Annotated in this window: 23 protein-coding genes and 1 tRNA gene; 19 read left to right on the top strand and 5 right to left on the bottom strand. The window is 56.6% G+C overall.

Annotated features, from left to right (window positions below; genetic code table 11):
- Positions 1-1,788: a PrsW family intramembrane metalloprotease gene (locus L1S32_RS07945; protein WP_278154487.1), complete on the bottom strand. Its 1,788-nt coding sequence runs from the start codon at positions 1,786-1,788 to the stop codon at positions 1-3.
- Positions 1,789-1,973: 185 nt separating this feature from the next.
- On the opposite strand from L1S32_RS07945, the gene L1S32_RS07940 reads away from it, so the two are divergent.
- Complete coding sequence (locus L1S32_RS07940) at positions 1,974-2,864, top strand: ABC transporter ATP-binding protein (protein ID WP_278157073.1); 891 nt, start codon at positions 1,974-1,976, stop codon at positions 2,862-2,864.
- A gap of 122 nt (positions 2,865-2,986) precedes the next feature.
- Here the strand turns inward: L1S32_RS07940 and L1S32_RS07935 are convergent.
- Positions 2,987-3,060 (bottom strand) — tRNA-Lys (locus L1S32_RS07935).
- Between the two features lie 133 nt (positions 3,061-3,193).
- Between L1S32_RS07935 and L1S32_RS07930 the strand changes: the two genes are divergently transcribed.
- Genes L1S32_RS07930 through L1S32_RS07920 form a run of 3 tightly spaced genes read left to right on the top strand, consistent with a single transcriptional unit; the run spans position 3,194 to position 6,876 of the window.
- A complete protein-coding gene (locus L1S32_RS07930) occupies positions 3,194-4,621 on the top strand; it encodes a DHH family phosphoesterase (RefSeq protein WP_347403344.1) in 1,428 nt (475 codons plus the stop codon).
- The gene (locus L1S32_RS07925) at positions 4,611-5,231 is read left to right on the top strand and encodes a 6-hydroxymethylpterin diphosphokinase MptE-like protein (protein WP_278154485.1); all 621 of its coding nucleotides are present in this window, start codon (positions 4,611-4,613) and stop codon (positions 5,229-5,231) included. The genes L1S32_RS07930 and L1S32_RS07925 overlap by 11 nt, the downstream gene beginning before the upstream one ends.
- Entirely contained in the window at positions 5,221-6,876 is a 1,656-nt protein-coding gene (locus L1S32_RS07920; protein ID WP_278154484.1) for a radical SAM protein, read from the top strand. The genes L1S32_RS07925 and L1S32_RS07920 overlap by 11 nt, the downstream gene beginning before the upstream one ends.
- A 2-nt stretch (positions 6,877-6,878) precedes the next feature.
- Here the strand turns inward: L1S32_RS07920 and L1S32_RS07915 are convergent, their stop codons facing one another.
- Positions 6,879-8,057 carry a CBS domain-containing protein gene (locus L1S32_RS07915; protein ID WP_278154483.1) on the bottom strand — a complete coding sequence of 393 codons (1,179 nt, stop codon included), beginning with the start codon at positions 8,055-8,057 and terminating at the stop codon, positions 6,879-6,881.
- 52 nt (positions 8,058-8,109) lie between these two features.
- Between L1S32_RS07915 and L1S32_RS07910 the strand changes: the two genes are divergently transcribed.
- Together L1S32_RS07910 and L1S32_RS07905 are read left to right on the top strand one after the other, a co-directional pair.
- Complete coding sequence (locus L1S32_RS07910; protein WP_278154482.1) at positions 8,110-8,373, top strand: PRC-barrel domain-containing protein; 264 nt, start codon at positions 8,110-8,112, stop codon at positions 8,371-8,373.
- A gap of 76 nt (positions 8,374-8,449) precedes the next feature.
- Complete coding sequence (locus L1S32_RS07905) at positions 8,450-9,175, top strand: tRNA(His) guanylyltransferase Thg1 family protein (RefSeq protein ID WP_278154481.1); 726 nt, start codon at positions 8,450-8,452, stop codon at positions 9,173-9,175.
- Positions 9,176-9,282: 107 nt separating this feature from the next.
- Here L1S32_RS07905 and ileS read toward each other — a convergent pair whose 3' ends face one another.
- A complete protein-coding gene (gene ileS / locus L1S32_RS07900) occupies positions 9,283-12,453 on the bottom strand; it encodes an isoleucine--tRNA ligase (protein ID WP_278154480.1) in 3,171 nt (1,056 codons plus the stop codon).
- 100 nt (positions 12,454-12,553) lie between these two features.
- On the opposite strand from ileS, the gene L1S32_RS07895 reads away from it, so the two are divergent.
- The 13 genes from L1S32_RS07895 (at position 12,554) to L1S32_RS07835 (ending at position 21,872) form a co-directional block, all read left to right on the top strand.
- The gene (locus L1S32_RS07895; protein ID WP_278154479.1) at positions 12,554-13,039 is read left to right on the top strand and encodes a TIGR00725 family protein; all 486 of its coding nucleotides are present in this window, start codon (positions 12,554-12,556) and stop codon (positions 13,037-13,039) included.
- Entirely contained in the window at positions 13,036-14,367 is a 1,332-nt protein-coding gene (locus tag L1S32_RS07890; protein WP_278154478.1) for a D-aminoacyl-tRNA deacylase, read from the top strand. Before L1S32_RS07895 ends, L1S32_RS07890 begins: the two co-directional genes overlap by 4 nt.
- Positions 14,364-15,470, top strand: coding sequence for a cell division protein FtsZ (gene ftsZ / locus L1S32_RS07885; protein ID WP_278154477.1), 1,107 nt, complete (start codon positions 14,364-14,366; stop codon positions 15,468-15,470). The genes L1S32_RS07890 and ftsZ overlap by 4 nt, the downstream gene beginning before the upstream one ends.
- A gap of 6 nt (positions 15,471-15,476) precedes the next feature.
- Positions 15,477-15,659, top strand: a complete 183-nt coding sequence (locus tag L1S32_RS07880; protein ID WP_278154476.1) for a protein translocase SEC61 complex subunit gamma — start codon at positions 15,477-15,479, stop codon at positions 15,657-15,659.
- A gap of 5 nt (positions 15,660-15,664) precedes the next feature.
- Positions 15,665-16,138 carry a transcription elongation factor Spt5 gene (locus tag L1S32_RS07875; protein WP_278154475.1) on the top strand — a complete coding sequence of 158 codons (474 nt, stop codon included), beginning with the start codon at positions 15,665-15,667 and terminating at the stop codon, positions 16,136-16,138.
- A gap of 116 nt (positions 16,139-16,254) precedes the next feature.
- The gene (locus tag L1S32_RS07870) at positions 16,255-16,731 is read left to right on the top strand and encodes a 50S ribosomal protein L11 (protein ID WP_278154474.1); all 477 of its coding nucleotides are present in this window, start codon (positions 16,255-16,257) and stop codon (positions 16,729-16,731) included.
- Positions 16,732-16,788: 57 nt separating this feature from the next.
- Positions 16,789-17,433 carry a 50S ribosomal protein L1 gene (locus tag L1S32_RS07865; protein ID WP_278154473.1) on the top strand — a complete coding sequence of 215 codons (645 nt, stop codon included), beginning with the start codon at positions 16,789-16,791 and terminating at the stop codon, positions 17,431-17,433.
- A complete protein-coding gene (locus L1S32_RS07860; RefSeq protein WP_278154472.1) occupies positions 17,433-18,281 on the top strand; it encodes a 50S ribosomal protein L10 in 849 nt (282 codons plus the stop codon). The genes L1S32_RS07865 and L1S32_RS07860 overlap by 1 nt, the downstream gene beginning before the upstream one ends.
- Positions 18,282-18,305: 24 nt before the next feature.
- Positions 18,306-18,608 (top strand): 50S ribosomal protein P1, encoded by a 303-nt coding sequence (gene rpl12p, locus L1S32_RS07855; RefSeq protein ID WP_278154471.1) that lies wholly within the window; start codon positions 18,306-18,308, stop codon positions 18,606-18,608.
- A 123-nt stretch (positions 18,609-18,731) separates the two neighbouring features.
- A complete protein-coding gene (locus L1S32_RS07850; protein WP_278154470.1) occupies positions 18,732-19,571 on the top strand; it encodes a DUF6159 family protein in 840 nt (279 codons plus the stop codon).
- Complete coding sequence (locus tag L1S32_RS07845; protein ID WP_278154469.1) at positions 19,568-19,939, top strand: cupin domain-containing protein; 372 nt, start codon at positions 19,568-19,570, stop codon at positions 19,937-19,939. The genes L1S32_RS07850 and L1S32_RS07845 overlap by 4 nt, the downstream gene beginning before the upstream one ends.
- Positions 19,940-19,998: 59 nt before the next feature.
- Positions 19,999-21,237, top strand: coding sequence for a cytochrome c biogenesis protein CcdA (locus L1S32_RS07840; RefSeq protein WP_278154468.1), 1,239 nt, complete (start codon positions 19,999-20,001; stop codon positions 21,235-21,237).
- A gap of 251 nt (positions 21,238-21,488) precedes the next feature.
- Positions 21,489-21,872, top strand: coding sequence for a response regulator (locus L1S32_RS07835; RefSeq protein WP_278154467.1), 384 nt, complete (start codon positions 21,489-21,491; stop codon positions 21,870-21,872).
- 29 nt (positions 21,873-21,901) lie between these two features.
- Here the strand turns inward: L1S32_RS07835 and hypF are convergent, their stop codons facing one another.
- On the bottom strand, positions 21,902-24,118 hold the full coding sequence (gene hypF, locus L1S32_RS07830; protein WP_278154466.1) for a carbamoyltransferase HypF: 2,217 nt from the start codon (positions 24,116-24,118) through the stop codon (positions 21,902-21,904).
- Positions 24,119-24,162 lie beyond the last annotated feature (44 nt).

The raw sequence follows: 24,162 nt of genomic DNA, 5'->3' as shown, positions 1-24,162 counted from the left end.
TCAGAAACCTCCCATGATAAAGAAGAGATTATACGCCCCGTGGACGAGCGATGCGACGACAAGGGCAAGGGGATAGGACCTCTTCCCGAAGATTTTGATCAGGGATATGGTAATGAATGCGCCGGTGAAATGCAGGGAAAGGGGCAGCCAGAGCACCTGCAGGCTGGTGAAGAGGGCAGCGCCGAAGACAGACTCGGAGATCTGGGCGAGGGTGGCAAAGAGGAGAAGTTTTTCGCCAAGGAAGAAACCGGCCATCACCGCAAGTGAGGCGAGGATGACATTTTTCCATGTGAGAAATGCGGGCCGCTCCACGGCAATTGCATAGATGCCGACTGACTTCGCCCACTCTTCAATGAACGCCGCCGCAAAGATCAGGACCAGAAGGGAGAGGGGCATCGGGAGGTTGAAGAGCAGGACAAGGAGCATCAGCTGTGCCATCAGAACAAAGGGGATGGAAAAGAGGGTTATTCCGAAGAGTGAGGCAAACGGGTGCTTCTCTGAGATTGCACTCCCGATATACTCCCGCACCTTGGCCCGCAGCGGGTGAAGGGTGAAGAGGCGCTCTTCGTTGAAGTTGACGATGCATATGGCGAAGAGAATCCCTGCTGTCACCCAGAAGAGGAAGGTGGAGTAGAAGTAATCGGCGAGGGTGAAGGGAGTGCCTTCAATGGCATAGATGATCAGGGTCAGGGGGGAGATGAGGGATATGACATGGATATTTGCAAAGATGCTCGGGAAGAAGAGGTAGGATGTCGCGATGGTCGAGAAGAAGATGGAGATAAAGGAGAGTTCCTTAAAGCTCCGTGCGGCCATCCCGATAAGAAGAGCTGCAGCAAGGAAGAAGAGAATGACCGGGAAGACCGCCGCTAGGACGACTGACGTCTCCCCGGTGGTGAGGGAGAGGACTGCGGTTACCGCGATCATCACGACCAGATAGGGCAGCATCTTTCCGATGATGATGGCTGAGGGCCGGAGGGGGCTTGAGAGGAGTATCTCCCCCCTGCGCTCGATGCGTTCGTTCATCACCGACATCATGTAAAACTGGGACGTGAAGTAGAGGGGGAAGATGAAGACAAAGACCAGCACGATGGCATCAAAAGGAAGAGGGGGGGTGAGCTGGGACGGGGTCTTGAAATCACCCAGTGCCCCCTCGCCTGCGACCACGTCTGTATAGCGGGCAACCGTGCGATCTTCGCCTTCTGATCCGACCAGCTCGGCCCTGAGCTCTTCCCTGGTATACCCGATATCCGCAGACGGTTCGGGAACGGTTCGCACCGGCCGGTCAGGGACCGGGTTTCTGAAGGGGTTGGGGGCGCCTGAGACGCCGGTGCCCGCCTCGGTGGCCGTGAAATCCAGTTCACTCCGGACATACTGCAGGTCTATCCAGAGAGGGTATGCGGCAAAGAGGTCATCTTCGCGGTTATATTGCACCGTCCGATAGCGGGTATAGTCTGTCTGGAAGGCCTTCAGTGCCGCACCCCCCCGGTCGGTATCCGCCGCCCGGACGTCCGGCGGGGCGATTGTCAGGTCGGTCCCCCCTGTCGTTCCCAGGTATACGGTGAACCGGGGGTCGCCAAGGATGATGGCGCCGGTATCTGATGAGTCCACCCCTGCTGTATACATCCGGTCCTGCAGGTGAATCCCGCTCTCCTGCGTATAGCCGGTCACCACGATGAGCAGGATGAAGAGCGCCACCGCTACCGGGAGGACCTCACGCGGCATGGTGGTTGCAGACCGGCGTACCTCCCATCTGCTGATGGTCAGTACCTGGCGCAGTGCTGAGAGCATTCCTATCCTGAGATGGCAGTCTATCCTATTTTAAGTACTGGCACCTGTCATGGGCACAAATGCCGTCTGATTCCCGATTGATGGTTCTGGGGGCGGTCTTACGGGAAAGCGTGGCCCATGGCAGGATACCCTGACCCGGGGGATTAAATCATATGACTGACAAGCACTACCTTAACGGTGAGCTTATGATTGAGGCACGGAAACTGGTAAAGGATTACGGCACCTTCCGGGCACTGGATGAGGTGAGTTTCTCCTTTGAGGACCCCGGCATCTTCGGGATCATCGGTCACAATGGTGCAGGAAAGACCACGCTTCTGAAATGCATGGCAGGGCTCATTCAGCCGACGGCAGGCGAGCTCATCATCGAAGGCATCGATGTCAGGCGCGAACCCGCTCGTGTGAAGGAGATGCTGGGGTACCTCCCGGAGGAGTCCCGCCTGTACGAGACGATGACCGTGGAGAGTTATCTCAGATTCTTCGGGGAAATATATGGTATTCCCGCAGATGAGTGCCGCATCCGGAGTGAGAAACTGCTCGCCTCACTCAAACTTGATCCGCAGGGGAAACGCATCGGTGAACTCTCCAAAGGGATGAGGCGCAAGGTAGCAATCGCCCGTTCCCTGCTGCATGAACCGTCCCTCCTTATTTATGATGAGCCGACGTCCGGCCTGGACCCGATGACCTCGCGCTACATCATCGGCTATCTCGCACACCTGCGTGACACATGGCAGAAGACCATCCTCCTCTCCGCGCATAACCTCTATCAGGTGGAGGAGATCTGTGATCGGGTGCTCATTCTGCGGCAGGGGAAGGTCGCCGCTTTCGGAACGATGGAGGAGCTCAGAGGGCAGTTTGGGTCCCTTTCTTATCATATCCGGTTTGTTACGGATGATACCGGCGCACTTCCTGCTTCGATCAGTTTTGAAGAGGAAAGCGGGGAGTATGTAGCTGTTGTCGAGAGCATGGATGCTCTCAATGCAGTGACTGCGGCAGTCGCTGCCGCCGGGGGTGCTGTACGGGGCATCGAGTCGCGCTACCCCAGTCTTGAGGAGATGCTTCTCATGATCGGCAAGTGAAAGTGCGTGCCGTCCCTTTTGCTGTGCGGTTATGCAACGCAGAATAAAATCAAAAGCAACTCAGAATGAACAAATATTGAAAATCTTCAATGGTCGGTTGAAATCTCAAAAAAAACAGTTAGCGGGCCTGAAGGGATTTGAACCCCTGGCCGCCGGATTAAGAGTCCGGCGCTCTTCCTGACTAAGCTACAGGCCCCTGTAAAGTGAACAACTAATGTTGTCATTGAATCGTAATATACTTTTCGGATGCCCTTAATATTCTCAGAAATACAGAAACTTGTGGTATCATGCCGGAGAATATTCCTAACGGATCTCAGTTGGCGTCATCGGTGGATTACCTCATACTCGGGTGTGGCAGTATTGGGTACAATGTGCTGTACGAACTTCTCAAGGAGACTGATGATATCATCATCATCGACCAGGACGAGAAGAAGGTGCAGGACCTCCGTGACCAGAAATATGAGGCGTTCTGCAGGGATATCAGCGATAAGGATATGCTGAAAGACATTCCGGTTCCGAAAGTAGCATTTGTTCTCTCCAGTGAACAGCGGGCAAATCTCTCCGCGGTGCGGACGATAAAAGAGTCAAATCCTGCTGCCTACGTCATTGCACGTGCAGTGGATGCCGGCGGAAAGGATATCTACCACGCGGTTGGCGCTGATGTGGTGCTTCACCCGCAGGAGGTTTTTGCCAAAAAAGCCGTGCACCATGCACGCAAACTGCAGTCCTCCCGTCAGGCGCACAAACTCTTTGAACTGCTCTCCTCATGGCGGGGGACGCTGGGCATCGTGACGCACACAAACCCGGACCCTGACACCATCTCCAGCGCCATGGCGCTCTGTGCTCTCGGAAAGGCTGCGTCCAAAGGGAATCTCACCTGTCAGATTCTCTACGACGGGAAGGTTGGCCATCAGGAGAACCGCGCCTTTGTGAATCTGCTGGATATCCAGATGGACCGTATCACCCCGGAAGCGCGTGCAGAATGCAATTATCTTGCGATTGTTGATTCTCCGGGTCCGGGAGTCAACAATGCACTTGCAAAAGATGACCGGGTCAATATTGTCATCGACCATCATCCGAACCATGATGGCAAAAACGGGTATGATTTCCTCGACCGTCGTCCGGATATGGGGGCGACAGCAAGCCTGATGACCCAGTATCTGCAGGAACTGGACATTCCGGTGGATAAAAACATTGCAACTGCTCTTTTTTACGGTATAATGGCCGATACACGCGGCTTCAGACGCAATACCTCTCCTCTTGACCTCACTCTTTCTGCCTTCCTTCTGCCTCTTACGGATAATGAGCTCCTCGGGAAGATCACCTCCCAGACGGTATCTCAGGAGACGCTTGAGGTGATGGGTGCGGCCATCCGGAACCGGAAAATCGTCTCCGGGTATCTCTTTTCCAGTGTCGGCTATGTGCGCAACCGTGATGCCATTCCGCAGGCAGCGGACATGCTCATTCAGCTGGAAGGGGTCAACACTGCGGTGGTCTACGGCATCACCGATCAGCTGATCTCGTTTTCTGCCCGCAACAAGGATTTGCGCCTCAATATCGGTCAGGCGATGGAGGAGGCCTTTGGTGAGATCGGCGAGGCAGGCGGCCATTCTGCCATGGGTGCCGCAAACATTCCGCTGGACGTCTTTTCGATGGCGCGCAACAAGGATGACCTGCTGGATCTCATCATCGATCCCATTCTTCACCGGTTCATGGAGATCGTCGGTGTTGAGGAAGAGGAATCCAATGAGGTTTGAGGACTGGGAACCTCACTACACCGCTATCTGCGAGACATTTGGCTTTGATCGTGCCGGGGATGAGGAAGCAGCACGCCTGCTTGCCACCCTGTCAAATGCAGATGACTCCGTGCTGCTTGCACAGCGCATCGGAGGGGCGGCCGTCACGATATGCGGCAACGCCCCCTCGCTCCCGAATGAAATCGATGCCATTGAGGGCACGGTCCTCGCGGCCGATGCGGCAGCAGATGTGCTCTTTAATGCAGGCATTCTGCCGGATGCAGTTTTTACCGATCTTGACGGGGCTGAAGACTCCTTTTTTGATATGAACCGGCAGGGATGTGTGATGGTGGTCCACGGCCATGGGGATAATATGGCGCTTCTCCGTCACTGGGTGCCGCGTTTTGAGGGGCCGCTTGTTCTTACCTGCCAGACCCGGCCCTTCGGGCATCTCCATAACTGGGGGGGGTTCACTGACGGTGACCGTGCCGCCTTTGCGGCAGATGCCCTTGGCGCCGCTGTGGTGCGGTTTGTTGGATTTGACCTTGACGACCGGTCAGTGCCGCCGATGAAGCAGGGAAAACTTCTCTGGGCACGGGATCTGCTTGCGCTTATCGGTTATGAACTCTGATGCACCCGAAGCCTGGGTTGTTGATGGCTATGTCGATGAACCGGCCTGTCTGGGGGTTTCCCCCTACATCTCCCCGAATATCCGGGCGGTGGCAGGTGTCTGCACGGAGGCGGGCTACCGTGTCCGCTATCTGACCATTGATCAGCTGAGGGCGGATTCGTCCCTCTTCGGCCCGCTGGACCGGTCGGCCCTTGTGGTGATGGTGGCAGGTGTCACGGTGCCGGGGACCTATTTTGCCGGCACTCCTGCCACCCTGACCGAGATCCGGCAGGTGGCCGCCACGCTCCGCGGCCCCATGACGGTCCTTGGGGGGCCGGTCACCTTTGGCTACAGCCCGGGTGGAGGCGAGGCCGCAGTCCGGCAGGCTATCTCCGGGTTTGACCACCGGCTCGAGGGTGATGTTCCGGCCGCACTCGCCAGCCTGCTTGCGGGAGGCCGCCCGGAAGGCACCCTCTCATACCCTGAATTTTCACGCCGGCTCATTGCCGGGAGCGGCATCATCACCGAACATCCCCGGTTTCCGTGGCTCATCTGTGAGATTGAGACGGCCCGCGGCTGTGCCCGTGCGGTGACCGGCGGCTGTTCGTTCTGCACTGAACCGTTCTACGGCCTGCCGCAGTACCGTTCGGCAGCAGACGTTCATGCTGAGATTGCCGCCCTTGCCGGCCACGGGGCGGTGCACTTCCGCCTCGGCCGCCAGCCTGACATTCTTGCCTACGGGACGAAGGGAAACGGAGAGTATCCTGCCCCTGATGCAGGGGCGCTTGAAGAGCTCTTCGCCGGTATCCGTGAGGCGGCGCCCCATCTCAAAACCCTGCACATCGACAATGTCAACCCCGGCACCATTGCCCGCAACCCGGACGCGGCCCGTGAGGCGCTTGCTGTCATCGTCCGCTATCATACCGCAGGTGACGTTGCCGCCTTTGGCATGGAGACCGCGGATCCGGCGGTGGTCGCTGCAAATAATCTCAAGGCCGATGCCGCGATGGTGATGGATGCGGTCCGCATCGTAAACGAAGTGGGCGGTGTCCGGGACCGGGGTGTCCCGCATCTCCTGCCGGGCCTGAACTTTGTCTGCGGCCTTGCCGGTGAAACCGATGAGACGTATGACAAAAACGAGGCATTCCTGAACGGTCTGCTTGCATCCGGCCTTCTGGTGCGCCGGGTCAATATCCGCCAGCTGATGCCCTTTGAAGGCACGAAGGCATGGGATGAGAATACCCTGGGCGAGCATGACGCCCGGTTCCGCGCCTTCCGTGAGCATGTGCGGGAGACGTTTGATGTCCCGATGCTGCAAAAGGTCTTTCCGGCGGGCACGCTGCTGCGCGATATCTATGTGGAGGAGTGCGGCAGGGTCTCATTCGGACGGCAGATGGGATCATATCCCATTCTGACAGGCATGCCCCTTGAGATCACAGAAGGGACAGTGCTTGATGCCGTCATCTGTGATCACGGGCGGCGATCGGTGACGGCCCTCCCGGTTCCGGTCAGGGTCAATACCCTTCCGGCAGCGGCCCTCCGGTATATTCCGGGCATCGGGAAGAAACGGGCGGTCTCCATCATCGCAAAACGGCCCTTCGCGTCTCTTGACGCATTCCGGGAGATTGCAGGCGAGACTGCGCTGGACCCGTATCTGATCCTCTGAGCCTATGGTCTGGGCGCACTGTGGACGGTTTTGGTGCCGCCCACCTCCCGGATCTCCATCAGCTTGAGAATATCTGTTCTGGTGACAATGCCTGTCACCTCCCCGTTCTCAACGACCGGTATGCGGCCGATGGTGTTGGGTGCAAGGATTTTAAGGGCATCGTAGAGGTCGCGGTCCGGTGTTATGGTAATTACCTCACGTGTCATGATATCACGCACCTGAAGGGCATCCCTGTCGATCCCAGAGGCACTCTGGATGTCATGCAGGGTGACCATCCCTGCAAGGCTCCCGCGATCCATCACGGGAAACCCGAGGTGGCGGGTCGAGTACATCAGGTCCATTGCCTCGGTGACCGGCATCTCCGGGGTCACGGTGGTCACCGGTGCTGACATCGCATCGCGGACCGTTACCCCTGCAAGCAGCTGGGTGTAGCGGATCATGGTCACCTCCTGCCCTGCGCCAAGATAGATGAAGACGGCGATCAGGATGAGGATGACATTGAAGGAGATCAGACCCACAATGCCGAAGATAATGGCAACCACTCTCCCGATTTCGGCTGCGATGCGTGTCGCCTTCTCAATCGGAAGCCAGATTGCAAGGAGGGCGCGGAGCACCCGCCCGCCGTCCATGGGGAATGCGGGCAGGAGGTTGAAGGCGAAGAGGATGATGTTAAGCAGGCCGAGGTAGCCGAAGATGTAGAAGAAGAGTCCTGCGACTGCGGGGTCAGAGATGGAGATGAGGCTTGCGTAGGCGATTCCCTCAGAGACGAGTCCGATAAAAAGGCTCATCAGGGGGCCCGCAATGGCCATCGGCAGTTCATCGCGTGGTCGGGGTGAGACCTCGTCTTCTATTTCCGAAGCGCCCCCGAGGATGAAGAGCGTGATGGAGCCGACTTTCATACCTTTATGCAACGCAACCACCGAATGGGCCATTTCGTGCAGAAATACCCCCACAAAGAGGAGGAATGAGACCAGCACGCCCAGGATATACGGCATGAACCCCTCGGTGATGAGGGATGCGTCGATCGGTCCGGGGAGGCCGAATACCTGTTCAACGAGACTTACCGTCAGTTCTATCTGGGTCCCGATGATGATGGCAAAGATCGGAATGATCAAAAAGAAGGTATAGTGAATCTTAATCGGAATGCCTGCTAATTTTCCGATCTCAAAGGAACCGTCCATAGGAATGGATTATATTTTTAATATTTAATGATTATACCTTCCAATGATTACGATGAAGAGCGCAATAACCGAGTTGTTCGGGATGAAGGTCTATACCGAAAACGCTGTCTATGTGGGTGACGTGGACGACGTTATCATCAATGTTGATACAAAAAAGTTGGAGTCACTTGCGTTGGGGAACGTGAACCGGGAAGTGCTTGAACTCACCAATTTCAAGGGGGTAAAGATTCCATACCGCATTATCCGGGCTGTTGGTGACATCGTCATTATCCGTCACCTTGCAGGGATGTCCCGGTCAGAGATCATAGAGGACTGATGCTTCCGGGCGGGCGGGTCTGGTCCCTGATGGCCCTGCGACTCCTTCGGTCCCGACATCCCCGGAGATGATCAGTATGCAGGAACGGGAAATATTCAGAAATCTCTCCATTTTTCCGCCCTTCATCGTTCGGCTTGACGGGCGGGCATTTCACCGGTTTACCCGGGATATGGGGTTTGAAAAACCCTATGACCGGAGGTTTTCGGATGCCATGGCGGCGGTGTCAGAGCAGCTGCTCTCCTCATCCGGCCTTGAACCGTCGTTTGCCTACACATTCTCAGACGAAATATCTCTCTTCTTTCCCCTTGCCCCCTTCAACGGGCGGGTGGAGAAGATAGACTCGGTCTGTGCCTCATATGCGGCAAGCGCCCTTACCCTTGCCCTTCACCTGACGGAGCCGGTGGCGTTTGACTCGCGCGTCATTGCAGCAGATGTCCCGGCAGCCGTTGCCTACATGGTCATGCGCCAGCGGGAAGCCTGGCGCAACCACATCAACGGCTACTGCCAGCAGGCACTCATCACGGAGGGAATGACGGCGACACAGGCGGCGCGTGCCCTCCGGGGGATGAAGGGGCCTGCAATGCATGAGATGATGTTTGAGCGGGGCATCAATCTGGCAAAGACTCCTGCCTGGGAGCGGCGCGGCATCGCCTGTTACCTGACGGAAGTGACAAAAGAGGGGTATAATCCGATCACCGACGAGAAGGTCACTGCGACGCGCCGGGTGGTCGTACCGGATGACGACCTCCCGCTCTTCAGTGAACCGGACGGTGAGGTCTGGCTGCGTTCCCATCTCGGCTGAGATGAGAACGGAAATCCATTTTTTAGTGATTTATTCGTAATTTATTGGTAATTATGATGGGAATCACGGGGTGATTACCCATCTGCGCCGGACCTGAAACCTTTGTTTCACGCCTGTGCTTTTTGGATGTGGATGGTCATCGAAACTCCCTCAACATCCCAGTCTGTGGTCAGGCCCTCGCCGTTCGTCTCCTCCGCTGCGGGGGTGATGGTAAGCGAGGTGGCCCTGACTTCTCCGGCGATCTCTTCTTCGTGGGTGCCTGCAAGAAGGGCCTGCACACGCATATCGGTGATGGCCACGTCTGCAATGATGAAGTCTTCCACCTTCAGGTCAAGCTGGCGCCGCATATCCTGAATTCTCCGCACCACTTCACGGGCAAATCCTTCCCCTTCCAGCGCCGGTGTGAGAGTGACGTCCACGCAGACGGTGGCTCCTGCCATCTCTGCTGCAAAGATGTTCTCCGGCATCTTCTCTGAGAAGGCGATGTGCTTCTCCGTGATCGTGAACCCGTCCACGGTCACTTCGCCGTCTCGTTCGATGGCCGCCTTCATGGCTGCAGCATCGGCCGCTTCGATTGCCGCCTTCACCTTCGGCCCGTCTTTGCCGAAGTCAGGCCCGATGCCCCGCATCACCGGTTCTGCAGACCAGCCCATCCGGTCCCATGCACCGCGGACAACGGTGACGGCCCTGCTGTTGGCGCGCTGGCAGGCAAGGTCATTCATCTGCGTGATGGCGGTTTCCACAGCATCACTGTCCGTGATCACATACGTATCGCTGATCGGCCAGCGGAGTTTGCGGCTGCCGTCCTGACGGGCGGTGGCCACAGCCTCGTCAAAGGAGCGGATAACATCCATCTCAGCTTCGAGGGTTGCATCGATGAGTGACTCATCGCCTGCAAACCACGGCAGCATGTGAATGCTCACCGGGTCAGCGCCAGTCCGGAGGTTCGTATAGATATTCTCGGTGATATGCGGTGCAAACGGTGCCAGGGCCGAACAGATCCGCCGCATGACGTAGTACATCGTCTCGTATGCCTCACGCTTTTCGCGTGCATCCTCTTCCAGCCACATCCGCGGCCGGACCAGCTGCACATACCAGCGGGAGACGTCTTCCAGGATGCAGGTGAGGCAGGCGCGGGTAGCCTTGTGGAGCATGCCGTTCTCCACGTCCACGCCGACCTGGGCGGCAAGGCTGTTGACGCGTGAGATGATCCAGCGGTCCTCTTCCGGCATCTCCGCGAGGTGTGCCCGGATATATTCTCCGTCCCATGTGCCGTCTGCGGCGGTCTCCGGTGCAAATGCATCGAGGATCATATACGGCAGCGGGAAGCGGTAGACATTCCAGAGGATATTGATCGTACGGTTGGTGGTCCTGACTCCTTCCCAGTTGAACTTCAGGTCGTCCCACGGGGCGCTTGCAGAGAGCACATAGAGCCGGAGCACGTCCACGCCGACCTTTGCCACCACTTCCTCGGGCGCGACCACATTGCCGAAGGATTTGCTCATCTTGCGGCCTTCTGCGTCCAGCGCAAAACCGTGCATGAGGACCTTCTCGTAGGGTGCCTGGTCAAAGGCGATGACCGAGGCGCCCAGCTGGGAGTAGAACCAGCCGCGTGTCTGGTCCTGCCCTTCGGTGATGAACGCCGCCGGCCAGAGGCGCTCGAACTCTTCTGTCTTCCGGGGGAACCCGAGGGTGGCCCATGAGGCCATCGCCGAGTCGAACCAGACATCAAAGATATCTTCGACCCGCCGCATCGTTTTGCCGCAGGTGCAGGGGATGGTTATCTCGTCCACATACGGGCGGTGGGGGTCGGTCAGGTTCGTCCCTGCGGCTTCATTGAGTTCTGCAACCGTCCCGAATACCTTCCGGGCATCGCAGGCATCACACTGCCAGACAGGAATCGGGATGCCCCAGTAGCGCTGGCGTGAGATGCACCAGTCGCGGGCGTCCGCGACAAAGTCATGGAACCGCGCTGAGCCTGCCCAGTCCGGCTGCCATTTCACCCGGGCAATCTCGGAGAGCATCTTGTCTTTTATTTTCGGAACCGCAAGGAACCACTGCTCGGTTGAGATCATGATGATGGGGGTCTTGCACCGCCAGCAGTGTCCGTAGCGGTGGACAATCTTCCTCTTTGCAAGGAGATGGTCCCCGAGGGCGTCCATCACGTCCTGGTCGGCATCCTTCACAAATTTACCGGCAAAGATACCGGCATCAGCGGTGTAGATGCCCGCGTTGTCGACCGGGCAGAGGGAGGCAAGCCCTTCCTTCTGGCCAACGATGGAGTCGTCCCACCCGTGGCCCGGCGCCATGTGCACAAGGCCGGTGTTCTCCATCGTGACAAAGTCGGCATAGACAACCCGGTGCTCGACGTCCTTCTGGACGGGCACCTGCTCCTCCAGGGGTGAGCGGTAGTGCATGCCGATAAGTGCATCACCGGTGACCGTCTCAAGGACGGTGAAGTCCTGATACCGGCCTTTCCGGAGCACATCATCCACCAGCGGTTCGCCGATCCAGAGGACCTCTTCGCTTCCGTCTTTGACTGCACGGACACGGGCATAGGTAAAGTCGTCGCGGACGGCGACAGCCACGTTGGCAGGCAGGGTCCACGGGGTGGTGGTCCAGATGACGAGGTATTCGTTCTCACGGTCCTTTACCGGGAACTTCACAAAGATGGACGGGTCCTCCTCGTCCCAGTATTCCACTTCAGAGTCGGCAATGGCGGTCTCACAGCGGGGACAGAGGTTGACGACCCGGTATCCGCGTTCAAGAAGGCCCTTCTCCTCCGCACGCTTCAGGGTCCACCATGCCGCCTCCACATAGTCGGGGGTGATCGTCTGGTAGGGGTTCGTGAAGTCCATCCAGACACCCAGGCTGCGGAACTGATCCGACATTATTTCCTTGTGGGTGATGGCAAAGTCCTTACATTTCTCGATGAAGAGGTCGATGCCATATGTCTCGATGTCCTTTTTGGAAGAGAAGCCGAGTTCGTGTTCCACTCTCACCTCGATGGGGAGGCCGTGCATGTCATAGCCTGCCCGGTCGATGACATCGTAGCCCTGCATGCGGCGGAACCGCAGTATCGAATCCTTGAGTATTTTATTCCATGCAGTGCCGAGATGGATGTGGCCGGTGGTGTAAGGGGGGCCGTCCACAAAAAACCAGGGGGGACTGCCCGCGTGCTGTGCCTTGACCTGTGCGTAAATATTGTCTGTATCCCAGAAGGAGCGGACTGCGGCCTCCACCTCCTCTGCGTTAAAACTGCTCGTGACCTCTCTCACAATAATTCCTCTGATTATATGTCCAGAGATTTTGTATCTGCAGAAAGATAGGTATTTGTGTGGGAGTACATGTGTACGAAACATTCAGGTGATGTGAGAGATGGATAAGATGCACCCCCTTCAGATTGCGGTCATCGGTGCTGCATCCTGCGATGCGAAGGAAGAATGTGTGGCAGAAGATGCAGGCAGGCTGATCGCCACAGCGGGCGCTGTCCTTATCTGCGGAGGCCGCGGCGGTGTGATGGAGGCTGCGTGCCGGGGCGCCGCGGGTGCCGGGGGTGTAGCAGTGGGTATTCTTCCGGGGGATGCTGCTGAGGCAAATCCGTTTTGTACGGTCACCATCCCCACCGGTCTGGGAATCGCCCGGAATGCCGTGGTGGTGTCAGCCGCGGGAGCTGTCATTGCGGTGGGCGGTGGATACGGCACGCTCTCGGAGATTGCAATGGCGCTGAAACTGAACCGGGCGGTCTATGGCATTCATAGCTGGGAGATTGCCGGTGTGGTGCCCTGCATGAGTGCAGCGGAGGCGGTTTCCCGGGCTCTCGGTGCGGAAAGGAACGGTGCAGACAGCGGAGGGTGCCGATGAAAATAGCCCTTATCCACTCAGCACTGGATCCGGCGGGGTGCAATATCGCAGCGCATCTCGCCCCCCGTGTCGGTGCAGAAGGGCGTGACGGTGAGGAGTGCCGCTGGGCGGGGCACACCCTCCGGTTTATGACCGCGCCGGGCCGTCTCATCTATGAAGAGCACCTGGACGAGCGGGCGAAAGCAGATCTCATCATCTTTCTCTCCCGCCACACCTCGCAAAACCCTGTCCCGGCCCTGACTGTCCATGTCACCGGCAATTACGGTGATGCGGCGCTTGGGGGAGAGGGCCGGACGCTCTCCCGCGCCGCCCCTGCATGGATGCATGCGGCATTATGTGCCCTTGCCCCCCGTGCCCCTGAGGGATTTCGTGTCTCCTATGAGGTGACGCACCACGGTCCGACCGGACTTCTTACCCCGTCGTTTTTTATTGAAATCGGGAGCACTGAGGCCGAGTGGACTGACCCTGCCTGCGGAGCTGCGGTTGCAGATGCCCTTGTCCATGTCCTCACGGAGGGGCCGGGTTCTGTCATCCCTCTCATCGGATTCGGGGGCAACCACTATGCAGCGCGTGAAACGGATATTGCGCTGGCGGGCCGGGCGGCATGGGGTCATATTGCGCATACGCGGGAGGTGGCGGGCATGGACGCCGCGATGGTCAGGCAGATGGCGGTGCAGACCGGTGCTGATGCGGCCTATATCGATCGAAAAGCCCTCTCGGGAGATGTTGTGGCGCAAATATCCGGCATAATTCGTGAATGCGGCATTCCACGTGTATCCGAGAGTGAACTGAGGATGATGGGGTCCCTCTCTCTCCCGCTCTATCTACGGATGCGGGAGATGGCGCATGCAGAAGCGCCGGGTGTATCGCTCAGGCTGATGGACCTTTCCGGGGAGGGTGAGCCTGTAATCGTCCGTATTCCCGACCAGCTATTCCAGGAAACACTGAAGCAGGATGAACAGGAATTCCGGCGTGCTGTAGAAAAAATGCCTGTCGCCGTGGCGGTATCGTCAGGGGGCGCACTCCTGCCGTTTTTCCTCACCTTTGGGGAGTACGAATTACAAATACTGCATCTTTTAATATCATCCTGCGTCAAAATCTTAACCAGCGATGGATCTGCCCACGCCGGTGATGATGTAATTATCATTCGAAAGGTGAGTTTCAACCCGGAAAAAGCATGCACTCTGGGGGTTCCGAAAGGACCGCTTTTCGGCAGGCTGGCGGCAGGACAGGAGATCGAGATTGCCGGCACAATAATTACGCCGGAGATGGTCTCTCTCGTGACCGAACGGGTGATCCACGTCCCGGGATTGGAGAACTACCTATGAGATCAATCGTAGAAGAGGCAATTAAACGGACAAATGAGGAGTCCGGATATATCGTTGACGCGTCCAACGAACGTGACCTGGAGCTTGAGGAGATCCTCAAAGAGCTTCAGACACGGATCGCGGTCATCGGGTGTGGCGGCGGCGGTTCGAACACGATGACACGGATGACCGAAGAGGGTATCCACGGTGCAAATCTTATTGCGCTGAATACTGATGCCCAGCACCTGATCCGAACAAAGGCTGACACGAGAATCCTCATTGGCCGTAAGCGCACCCGTGGTCTTGGTGCCGGTTCTGTCCCGCAGGTCGGAGAAGAGGCCGCCCTCGAGACTATTGAGGAGATCAACAAGTCTTTGGGTGACTGCGATATGGTCTTCATCACCGCAGGGCTTGGCGGCGGCACCGGCACCGGCTCTGCACCCGTGATTGCAAAAACTGCCCGGGAGACGGGTGCACTGACGATTGCTGTCGTGACGCTTCCCTTCACCGCAGAAGGGGCCATCCGGATGGAAAACGCTGAAGCGGGCCTTGAACGTCTCCGTGACGTTGCTGACACGGTTATTGTTGTGCCGAATGACCGCCTCCTTGAGGTCGTCCCGCGCCTCCCTCTGCACGCAGCCTTTAAGGTCTCTGACGAAGTCTTAATGCGTGCAGTAAAAGGCATCACCGAACTGATCACACAGCCCGGTCTGGTGAACCTCGACTTTGCCGATGTCCGAACCGTTATGGAACGCGGCGGTGTGGCGATGATTGGCATGGGCGAGAGTGACAGTGAAGACAAGGCTGCAGACTCCGTCAAAAAGGCCCTGCGTTCACCTCTGCTCGATGTTGACATCTCAGGTGCATCCGCTGCCCTCGTGAATGTGGTCGGCGGCCCTGATATGACGATGGCAGAGGCAGAAGGCGTGGTCCAGGAAGTCTACGAGCGCATCGATCCGGAGGCCCGGATTATATGGGGTGCGCAGATTGATCCCAATATGCAGGGCCGGATGCGCACGATGCTTGTCGTAACAGGCGTGAACTCCCCCCAGATATATGGACGCAATGAGATGTTCTCGTCAAAGAGATCCACTACGGAATTTGATATTGATTTCCTCAGGTGACAATGAATGGCTGATTTAAAAACAGTAAACGAAGAAATATTCAAGAAATACTGGCGTGTCCTGAAACTTGCCCGGACACCCACCCGTGACGAATTTAATAAAATCGCAATCGTTGCCGCAATGGGTATCCTGATCATCGGTATGATCGGGTTTATTGTATACGAACTGATGGCATTTGCTACCCTGTGATGACAATGAGCAGTGAGTTCGGAAACAAGATTTACGCGCTCAAGACGACGGCCAACAAAGAGCGGAAAGTAGTGGATGACATCGTCAAGGTCCTTGAGGAGCATGATGAGTTTGTCATCACCGCAATTATGGCCCCGGATGAGGTGCGTGGCTATGTCTTCATTGAAACACCGGATGAGTATGCCCGGATGGAGCAGCTGGTCCGCCTCATTCCTAATGCGCGTGCCGTGGTAAAGGGTGAGACCGAGTTCAGTGAAGTTGAGCATTTCCTTGAGCCGAAGCCCGCAGTAAGCGGTATTGAAGAGGGCACAATCGTCGAGCTTATTGCAGGTCCTTTCAAAGGCGAAAAAGCCGTTGTAAGGCGTGTAGACTCAGGAAAAGAGGAAGTTACTCTTGAACTGTATGAATCGATGGTGCCCATTCCTATTACTGTACGCGGGGATAATGTCCGCGTCATCGAGAAGGCACCTGAAGATTAGGTCCTTCTCATTTTTTCCCGGTTTGCCCGTAGTTTTAAGTGGTTGTATGCAGACCTGTACTGACCCACGCTGAGTGTTACCTGTCTACAGGTGCATCGAGGCCTGGTGATATTACAATGGGAGAAGTAGTCGAGGTATTGGTACCCGGCGGAAAGGCAACAGCAGGCCCTCCATTAGGACCTGCTCTGGGACCTCTCGGAATCAATGTGAAGGCGGTTGTTGATGAGATCAACGCCAAGACGTCTGAGTTTAACGGTATGCAGGTTCCTGTAACCGTTGCTGTCGACGACAAGAAGAACTTCACGGTTACCGTAGGTATCCCTCCAACCACTGCCCTCATCATGAAAGAGGTCGGTCTGGCAAAGGGTTCCGGTGAACCCAATCTCCAGAAGGTAGGAGACCTTCCGCTCGAGGCTGCTGTCCGCATTGCCCGTATGAAGGCTGATGACATGATCTCATACGACCTGAAAAACCGCGTGAAAGAGGTTATCGGGACGTGCGTGAGTGTCGGTGTCACGGTCGAGGGAATGGATCCAAAGGAGATATTCCCAAAGATCAATGCAGGCGAATACGACAGCATTCTCACGGAATAGACTATGAAAACCTATAGAAGATCCGGATTCCGGGTCGTTGAACTATGGAGAAAATGAATGGTTGATAGGGTCCAGATTCTGGATGCCGTGAAAGCGGCAATGGAGGCCGCGCCTGAACGTAAGTTCCAGGAGAGCATTGAAATTTCAGTGAATCTCCGGAATATCGACATGGCGCAGCCAAAAAACCGTATTGATGAGACGATGATTCTGCCAAATGGCACAGGTCAGCCCCAAAAGATCTGTGTGCTTGGAAAAGGAGATATCACCACTCAGGCGAAAGCTGCAGGTGTAGACCTCATCATCGGACCTGAAGAGATCGAGCGTCTGGGAGGGGAACCCCGTGAAGCCCGCATATTTGCGGACGAGTACAGGTTCTTCCTTGCAGAAACCGCTGTCATGCCACTTGTTGGCCGCTGGCTCGGTACGCGCCTCGGTCCCCGCGGTAAGATGCCCACCCCTGTTCCGCCAACGATGGATGTCGGCCCTATGGTCGAACGTCTGCGCAAATCTGTTAAGTTCCGTTCAAAGGACAAGACCACCTTCCACGTGAAGGTTGGCAGTGCTGATATGGACGCAGATGCGCTTGCAGAGAACATCGATGCGGTACTGCGCAGGGTTGAGGGATCGCTGGAAAGCGGTGCAATGAACATCCGGTCAGTGTATGTAAAGACATCCATGGGTCCGGCAGTGAGGATTATATAATGGCATTATATACGACGCACCTGCCACAGTGGAAACAGGATGAGGTTGATCAGATTATTTCGCTTGCCGGGGAATACTCCCTTACTGGTCTTGTAGACCTGCATGGGATCCCCGCAAAGCAGATGCAGGAGATGCGCCGTGACCTTCAGGGCAAGGCTGTCCTGCGTATGTCACGAAATACTCTTATCGAGCACGCCTTTACAGAAATGGGTGCGCCGATTGACGGCATCAACTCATACATTGACGGGCACAGTGCACTGATATACACGAACGACAATCCCTTCCAGCTCTACAGGAAGCTCCAGCAGACGATGACCAAGATGGTGGCCCGCCCCGGCGACGTTGCCCCTGAGGACATTGTTGTCGAGAAAGGCCCCACTGGCTTTAAGCCGGGCCCCATCGTCGGAACATTCCAGCAGGCAGGTCTTCCTGCCGCTATTGAAGGTGGAAAGGTTGTCATCCGCGAGAGGAAGGTCTTCGTCAAAGCAGGCGATGTAATCAATGCAAAGCAGGCTGATGTCCTGTCCAAGCTTGATATCCGCCCGATTGACGTCGGTCTGAGCCTTCAGGTAGCCTTCTACGATGGCGCATTCTATGAGCCGTCCACGCTGGCAATCGATGAGACTGAATATTACAACAATGTGGTTCTGGCAGCCCAGCAGGCATTCAATCTTGCTGTATTCGCAGCCTATCCGACTGCACAGACGATTGAGCCAATCATTGCAAAGGCTGCAGCCGAGGCCCGCAGTCTTGGTGTTGAGGCCGCAATATACACGAAAGACATTGTTGAACTGATTATCGGACGTGCATCACTTCAGGCAAAAGCCCTGAAAGGGATGACTGAATAATAACATATTTGAGGTAAATAAGAAATGGAATACATCTACGCAGCACTTGTTCTGCACAACGCAGGAAAAGACGTAACTGAGGAAGCAGTCAGCGCAGTTCTGGCAGCAGCAGGTATCGAAGTTGAGGACTCCCGTGTAAAGGCACTCATCGCAGCACTTGAGGGTGTCGACATTGAGGAGGCTGTCGCAAAGGCAGCAGCAGCACCAGTGGCAGTTGCAGCAGCACCTGCAGCAGCTGAGGCAGCACCTGTAGAGGAAGAAGTTGAGGAAGAGGAAGAAGAGGACGAAGAGGGCGGCATGGCCGGTCTCGGCGCTCTCTTCGGCTAAACCTTTTTTCTTTCTTTTCGGTATCATCCGTTTCAACTCTGTTTCTTCCCGTAAGGTTCTGTTCTTTGGCATAGCTCTGTACAAATCGTGATCCATTTATTCATTCACATCTGATGGATACTTATGTCACGTTTCAGCCGTGGGTTTCAGTTGTTCAAAGAGACCTTTGGCATTCTCAAAAAAGACCGGGAGCTGCTGCTCTTTCCGGTGCTCTCCGGGGTGGTCGCCCTGGTGGTGGTTGCGACGTTTGTCCTGCCGCTCTTTTTCTCAGGAGTTCTCTCCGGTGTGGGCACATCAGGCAGTTCGCCCCTCGCATATGTCCTGCTGTTTGCATTCTACCTCGTGAGCTACTTCATTGTTATTTACTTCAATACGGCCCTTGTCAGCTGTGCCCTGATCCGCCTGGATGGCAGGGATCCGACGTTCATGGATGGTATCCATGCAGCCTCCGGACGTATCGGGAAGATTCTTTCGTGGACGCTTATCGCTGCTACGGTAGGTCTTATTCTGCGGCTGATCCGCGGTGACGGGGACAACCTCCTTGCATCACTTGCCTCAGCTCTTCTGGGTGCGGCCTGGTCGCTTGCCACATTCTTTGTGATTCCGGTGATTGTGGTGGATGATCTGGGTGGTTTTGCGGCGATTGAACGGTCGTGGAAGCTCTTTAAATCGACCTGGGGGGAGACGGTTATCGGCTCGGTCTCTCTGGGGCTGGTTTTTATCCCTGCCGTCCTCCTGCTGCTCGTCGGGGTGCTCGCCATGGTGGTGGGTTCGTTTGAAGCGGGTCTCGTGATTATTGCAGTGGCTCTGCTCCTCTGGGTCGTCTCGGCGGTTCTCTATGGGGCACTCCAGGGCATCTTTGTCGCTATCATGTACCTGTATGCGACCACGGGCGAGGTGCCGGATGCAATTGATCGCTCCCTTGTTGAAGGTGCCTTTGTCCCGAAGGGGTCTCTCCGGTGATCATCAGGGATCTGGCGGCATGCCCTGTCTTTGATGCCCGGGATGGCACTCATCTCTGTGAGCTTTTGCATCCCTCTCATTTTTCCGGTGCGGTGGGCTGCCGGTTCAGTCTCGCCCATGCATCTCTTGAACCTGGGGAGACTTCCTATCCGCATCGTCTCACAGGATCTCATGAGGTGTATTACATTCTGGGGGGCACTGGCACGATGCATATCGGGGATGAGGCTGAGGAGGTCCGTGCGGGGCAGGTGGTCTATATTCCGGCTGGGGCGGTCCAGTATATTGCAAATACCGGTGACGGGCGCCTCACGTTTCTGGCAATCGTTGATCCGATGTGGACTGAATCGGATGATGAGCGGGTGGCCTGAATCGGCCTCATGCGGGCTCCATCGTCATGCTTATCTCCTGTATGGCACAACCGCATACTATGGAACAGGGCAGGTATTTTTCCGGGCGGGGTGGATATCCCATGCTGTTTCTCCCTGTTCTTCTGTTCTGTCTTCTCTCTGCAGTTCTTCTTCCGGGTGCCTGCAGTGCTCTTCCCGTGGGCGTCAATGCCTCTTCCGGGCCTCTCGGTCCTGATGGTGTCGGTTCTGACCCTTTCGGTGCAGAAAATCTGACTGCCGCGTTCTTTTACAGTGAGCACTGTATCGCCTGCACAAAGGCGCTCCCGATCATCGATGTTCTTGCAGCGGAGTATCCGTCGGTCACGTTTGTGCGGTATGCAGTCACGAACAGCACGGAGAATGAATCGCTGTTCTTCTCATATGGTGAGATATATGGCAATCCCTATCCGCGGTATCCGACTGTTTTTCTGAGTGATGGTTCGTACTTTGAGGGGTATGGTGCCATCTCGGAAGGGCTGCCTCTTCACCTTGTGTCGCTGAAGGGTGCGCCTGTTGAGCCTGCGGTGGATGCAGATGTGGTTCCCGCAGATTTGGTAGGTCCGGTCCCGATTCCTACGGTAAATGTCTCTGTGTCGTCTGCTCCCCACCCCCTCCCTCCGCTGGGCCTGGTCGTTGCGGCAGGTCTCATCGACGGCATCAATCCCTGTGCGATGGCGGTTCTCATCTTTCTCATTCTCACTCTGGCGGGTGCGGGGGGGAGGGTGCGGATGCTCCGTTTTGGGGCTGCCTATGTGGGGGGGATTTATCTGACCTACTTCATCTCCGGGTTCGGCCTTCTCACTGCGGTCCGTGTGGCCGGGCTTTCGTGGTATTTCTCCTGTGTCGCAGGGGTTATTGCCATTCTCCTCGGGGTGGTGATGGTGGTGGATTCGTTCCGGCAGGAGGGGGGGGTGCATTTACGGATTTCCGGCTCCGGTATTGATTTCGTCCGTCGGATGGCAGCGCGTGGGGGTGTCATATCTGCGCTCCTTGTCGGAATTGTGGTTGCGCTTATTGAACTGCCCTGCACCGGGGGTGTGTATCTCGCAATCCTCGCCATGCTCTCCGGTTCGGAGATGTGGGCGGCAGCAGGGCTTTTAGCGCTGTATAATCTGATGTTTGTTTTGCCGCTCCTTGTGATTATTGCCGCTGCCGCCGCAGGATTTCCACCGGAAAAGATGGCTGAAATACGGGTGGAATACCGGCAGCTTCTCCGGCGGGCTGGCGGCTGCGTGTTGATCCTTCTTGGTGCAGCGGTTGTTCTCTGGCTTTTTGCTTAGTTTGCAGGGTGTCTGTATCATCTTACGTTTGTTTTTTGGCTGATTTCCGGTGATTTTCTGTTGGGTGGGTCGGGTTTTGTCTGTCAGGTCAGGTCCGTCCGGGCGGCCAATTAAGGAAACATTTATCTGTTTGATATGCATATTTTGTGAACGAATTTGATATGCAATATGGCATGTCGAATCACCAGTGAGGTGCGGTATACCGATTCACGGAAAAAGGGCCGGCCATTACAGTGGGGGGAGACAGGAGCATGACAGAAAAACCCGGGAAGATTCTCATCATGGATGATGAGGATAATATCCGTACAATTACCTGTATTCTTCTTGAAAAGATGGGATACAACCCGATGGCAACTCCGGACGGCGAAACTGCTGTCGAGGAATATCGCAGGGCATTCTATGCAGGTAGTCCGTATGATGCAGTGATTATGGATATTACCGTCCCTGACGGGATGGGTGCAACGGAAGCTATCAAGAAACTGAAAGCAATTGATCCGGATGTCTGTGCCATCGTCACCAGTGGATTTGTCTCAGAGATGAATTACGATGATTTATATGAACAGGGATTTTCGGGCGTGCTGAAAAAACCGTATCGCTCGGCCAATCTCCGAGAGGTCCTCGAATCTGTACTTTAATCCTAAATTATCTCCCGGGCTCCGTTCCCTCATTTTTTGTTCTGTTTCAGGGCAGTGCCTGCCCAGACACATTGCCCGTATGAGATGCATCCGTCTCCGAGAGGGTAGTCTGTATTGAGGATGTACTCATGTCTGGATGAGATAATGGTTTTGCGGATGGCTGATTCTATCGCCTGATTGTATGCCACTCCGCCGCTCAGGGCAATCTTTTTATACCCTTTCTCTTCAGCTGCCGTGACTGCGATCTCTGCGATACCGGTTGCAAGTGTCAGCTGGAAGGATGCGGCGATATCTGCGGTCTGCTCTGTATGCATGCGGTAAAATGCCTCCCTGAGGAGGGCAGAGGTGGAGAGGATGGTCCGTCCGTTTTCACTGGTGAATTCGCGGTCCCAGAGGGTGGCAGTGCCCGGGACTGCGGTGGTTTCCAGCACCTGTGCCGGTTCTCCGTCAAAGGTGCGTTCCCGGCAGACGCCAAGGAGTGCTGCTGCGGCATCGAGGACACGGCCGGTGCTGGAGGTGGTGGTGACATTGAACCGCCGCTCTACCTGTTTCTCCAGTACGCCAAGGGTGGTCGCATCCCATCCCCGGGCTGTGAGCAGCGCCGCGGTCTCCTCTTCGGGGATGATGCCGTAGAGCATCCGCTCAGGGTACCGGGTGGCGAGGTCACCTCCCGGCATCATCACGGGTTCCAGGTGGCCGACACGGGTCAGGTCAGGGACTGCTCCGGCAAAGATCTCCCCTCCCCAGACGGTCCCGTCCTCGCCATAGCCGACCCCGTCGATTGCGATGCCGATGCACGGGTCGGTGGTGGCCGCAGCGATATGCGCCTTATGGTGCTGGACCGGCATGAGGGTGGCGCCTGTCTCCTCTGCGAGTTCACGGGCATAACGGGTGGAGAGGAACTGCGGGTGCAGGTCATGGGCGATGACATCGAACCCGGCGCCCAGGAAGTGTGCCGTCCGTTCCACCGTCTCCTTCAGATATGCAAGTGTCGCCGGATTGCGCACGTTGCCCACGTGGGGTGAGGTGATGCAGTAGCCGTCCCGGTAGATGGAGATGTTTGCATTGAGTTCCGGGCCGGTGCCGAGGATGCAGGCATTTCCCAGGTCCCTCCTCAGCCGTTTCGGGGCAAGCCCGCGGGAGAGGCGGAGTATTTTACCGTCACGCACCACGGAGTCATCGCACCGGTTCTGGATGACGCGGTTGTGGGTGAGGATGCAGTCCACGTGCCCGGTGAGTCTTTTGCATGCCTCACGGGTATCGGTGATCATCGGGTATCCCGGTGAGTTGGCGCTTGTCATCACGAGCATCGGGTGCGTGAGAGAGGCGAAGAGCAGGTGGTGGAGGGCGGTATAGGGGAGCATGCAGCCGATGGTGTGCAGTTTGGATATCTCTCTGAGGGCCTCCGGGTCCTTTTTTGTCAGAACGACGATGGGATGGGCGGGGCCGCTGAGGCACTTCCATTCTGCCGCTGACACGGTGGCTATTCGAGCGATCTCCTCTGCGGTGGCCATCACGGCGAGGGGCTGTTCAGGCCGGCCGAGGGTGCCTTTCAGGCGTCCTGCCGCCTCCGCAGTGCATGCGATATGGAATCCGCCCAGGCCGCGGATGGCGACGACGGCACCCTCATCCAGGAGTGCTGCTGCGGTCTGCAGGGGGTCGCCAGGCACAGCAGTGCCGTCCGTCCTCAGAAGGGAGAGTTCTGGCCCGCAGGCAGCGCAGGCAATCGTCTGTGCATGGTGGCGGCGGGATGCGGGGTCGGTATATTCTCCTTCGCATGCCCCGCACATGGGAAATATGTCCATTTGTGTCCGTTCCCGGTCGTAGGGCAGGCTGCAGATGATGCTGTAGCGGGGGCCGCAGTTCACACAGGAGGTGGCCCAGTAGCCTTCATACCTGCCGCCGGGGGTGAAGATATCCCGGATGCACTCGTCACAGGTAGCAACATCTGCCGGGATGAAGCCGGAAAGGGTGCCTGCTGCACTTTCGAGGATCACAAATCCTTCCGGTGCCGGATCATCCGAATCGGTTACGGTTACGCTGTCAATACGTGAGAGGGGGGTGCCGCGGGAGAGGCGGCGCACAAATTCGTCAAAATTGGTTCCTTCAGCGAGCACCAGCACCTCACTGCCAAGGTTGCGGACGGTGCCATGCATTCCGAGCTCCTGTGCGGTTTTATAGACAAAGGGGCGAAATCCGACTCCCTGGACAATGCCTTTTATTGATATCTGCCCTTTGACCTGCATATTTGGTGTCTGGAGAATCTTTATTGTTTTATACGTTTAATATT

The organism is Methanogenium sp. S4BF (assembly GCF_029633965.1).
Taxonomy (GTDB): Archaea; Halobacteriota; Methanomicrobia; order Methanomicrobiales; family Methanomicrobiaceae; genus Methanogenium.
Note: the sequence above shows the minus strand (reverse complement) of the source record. Positions and strands in the feature narration are given on the sequence as shown.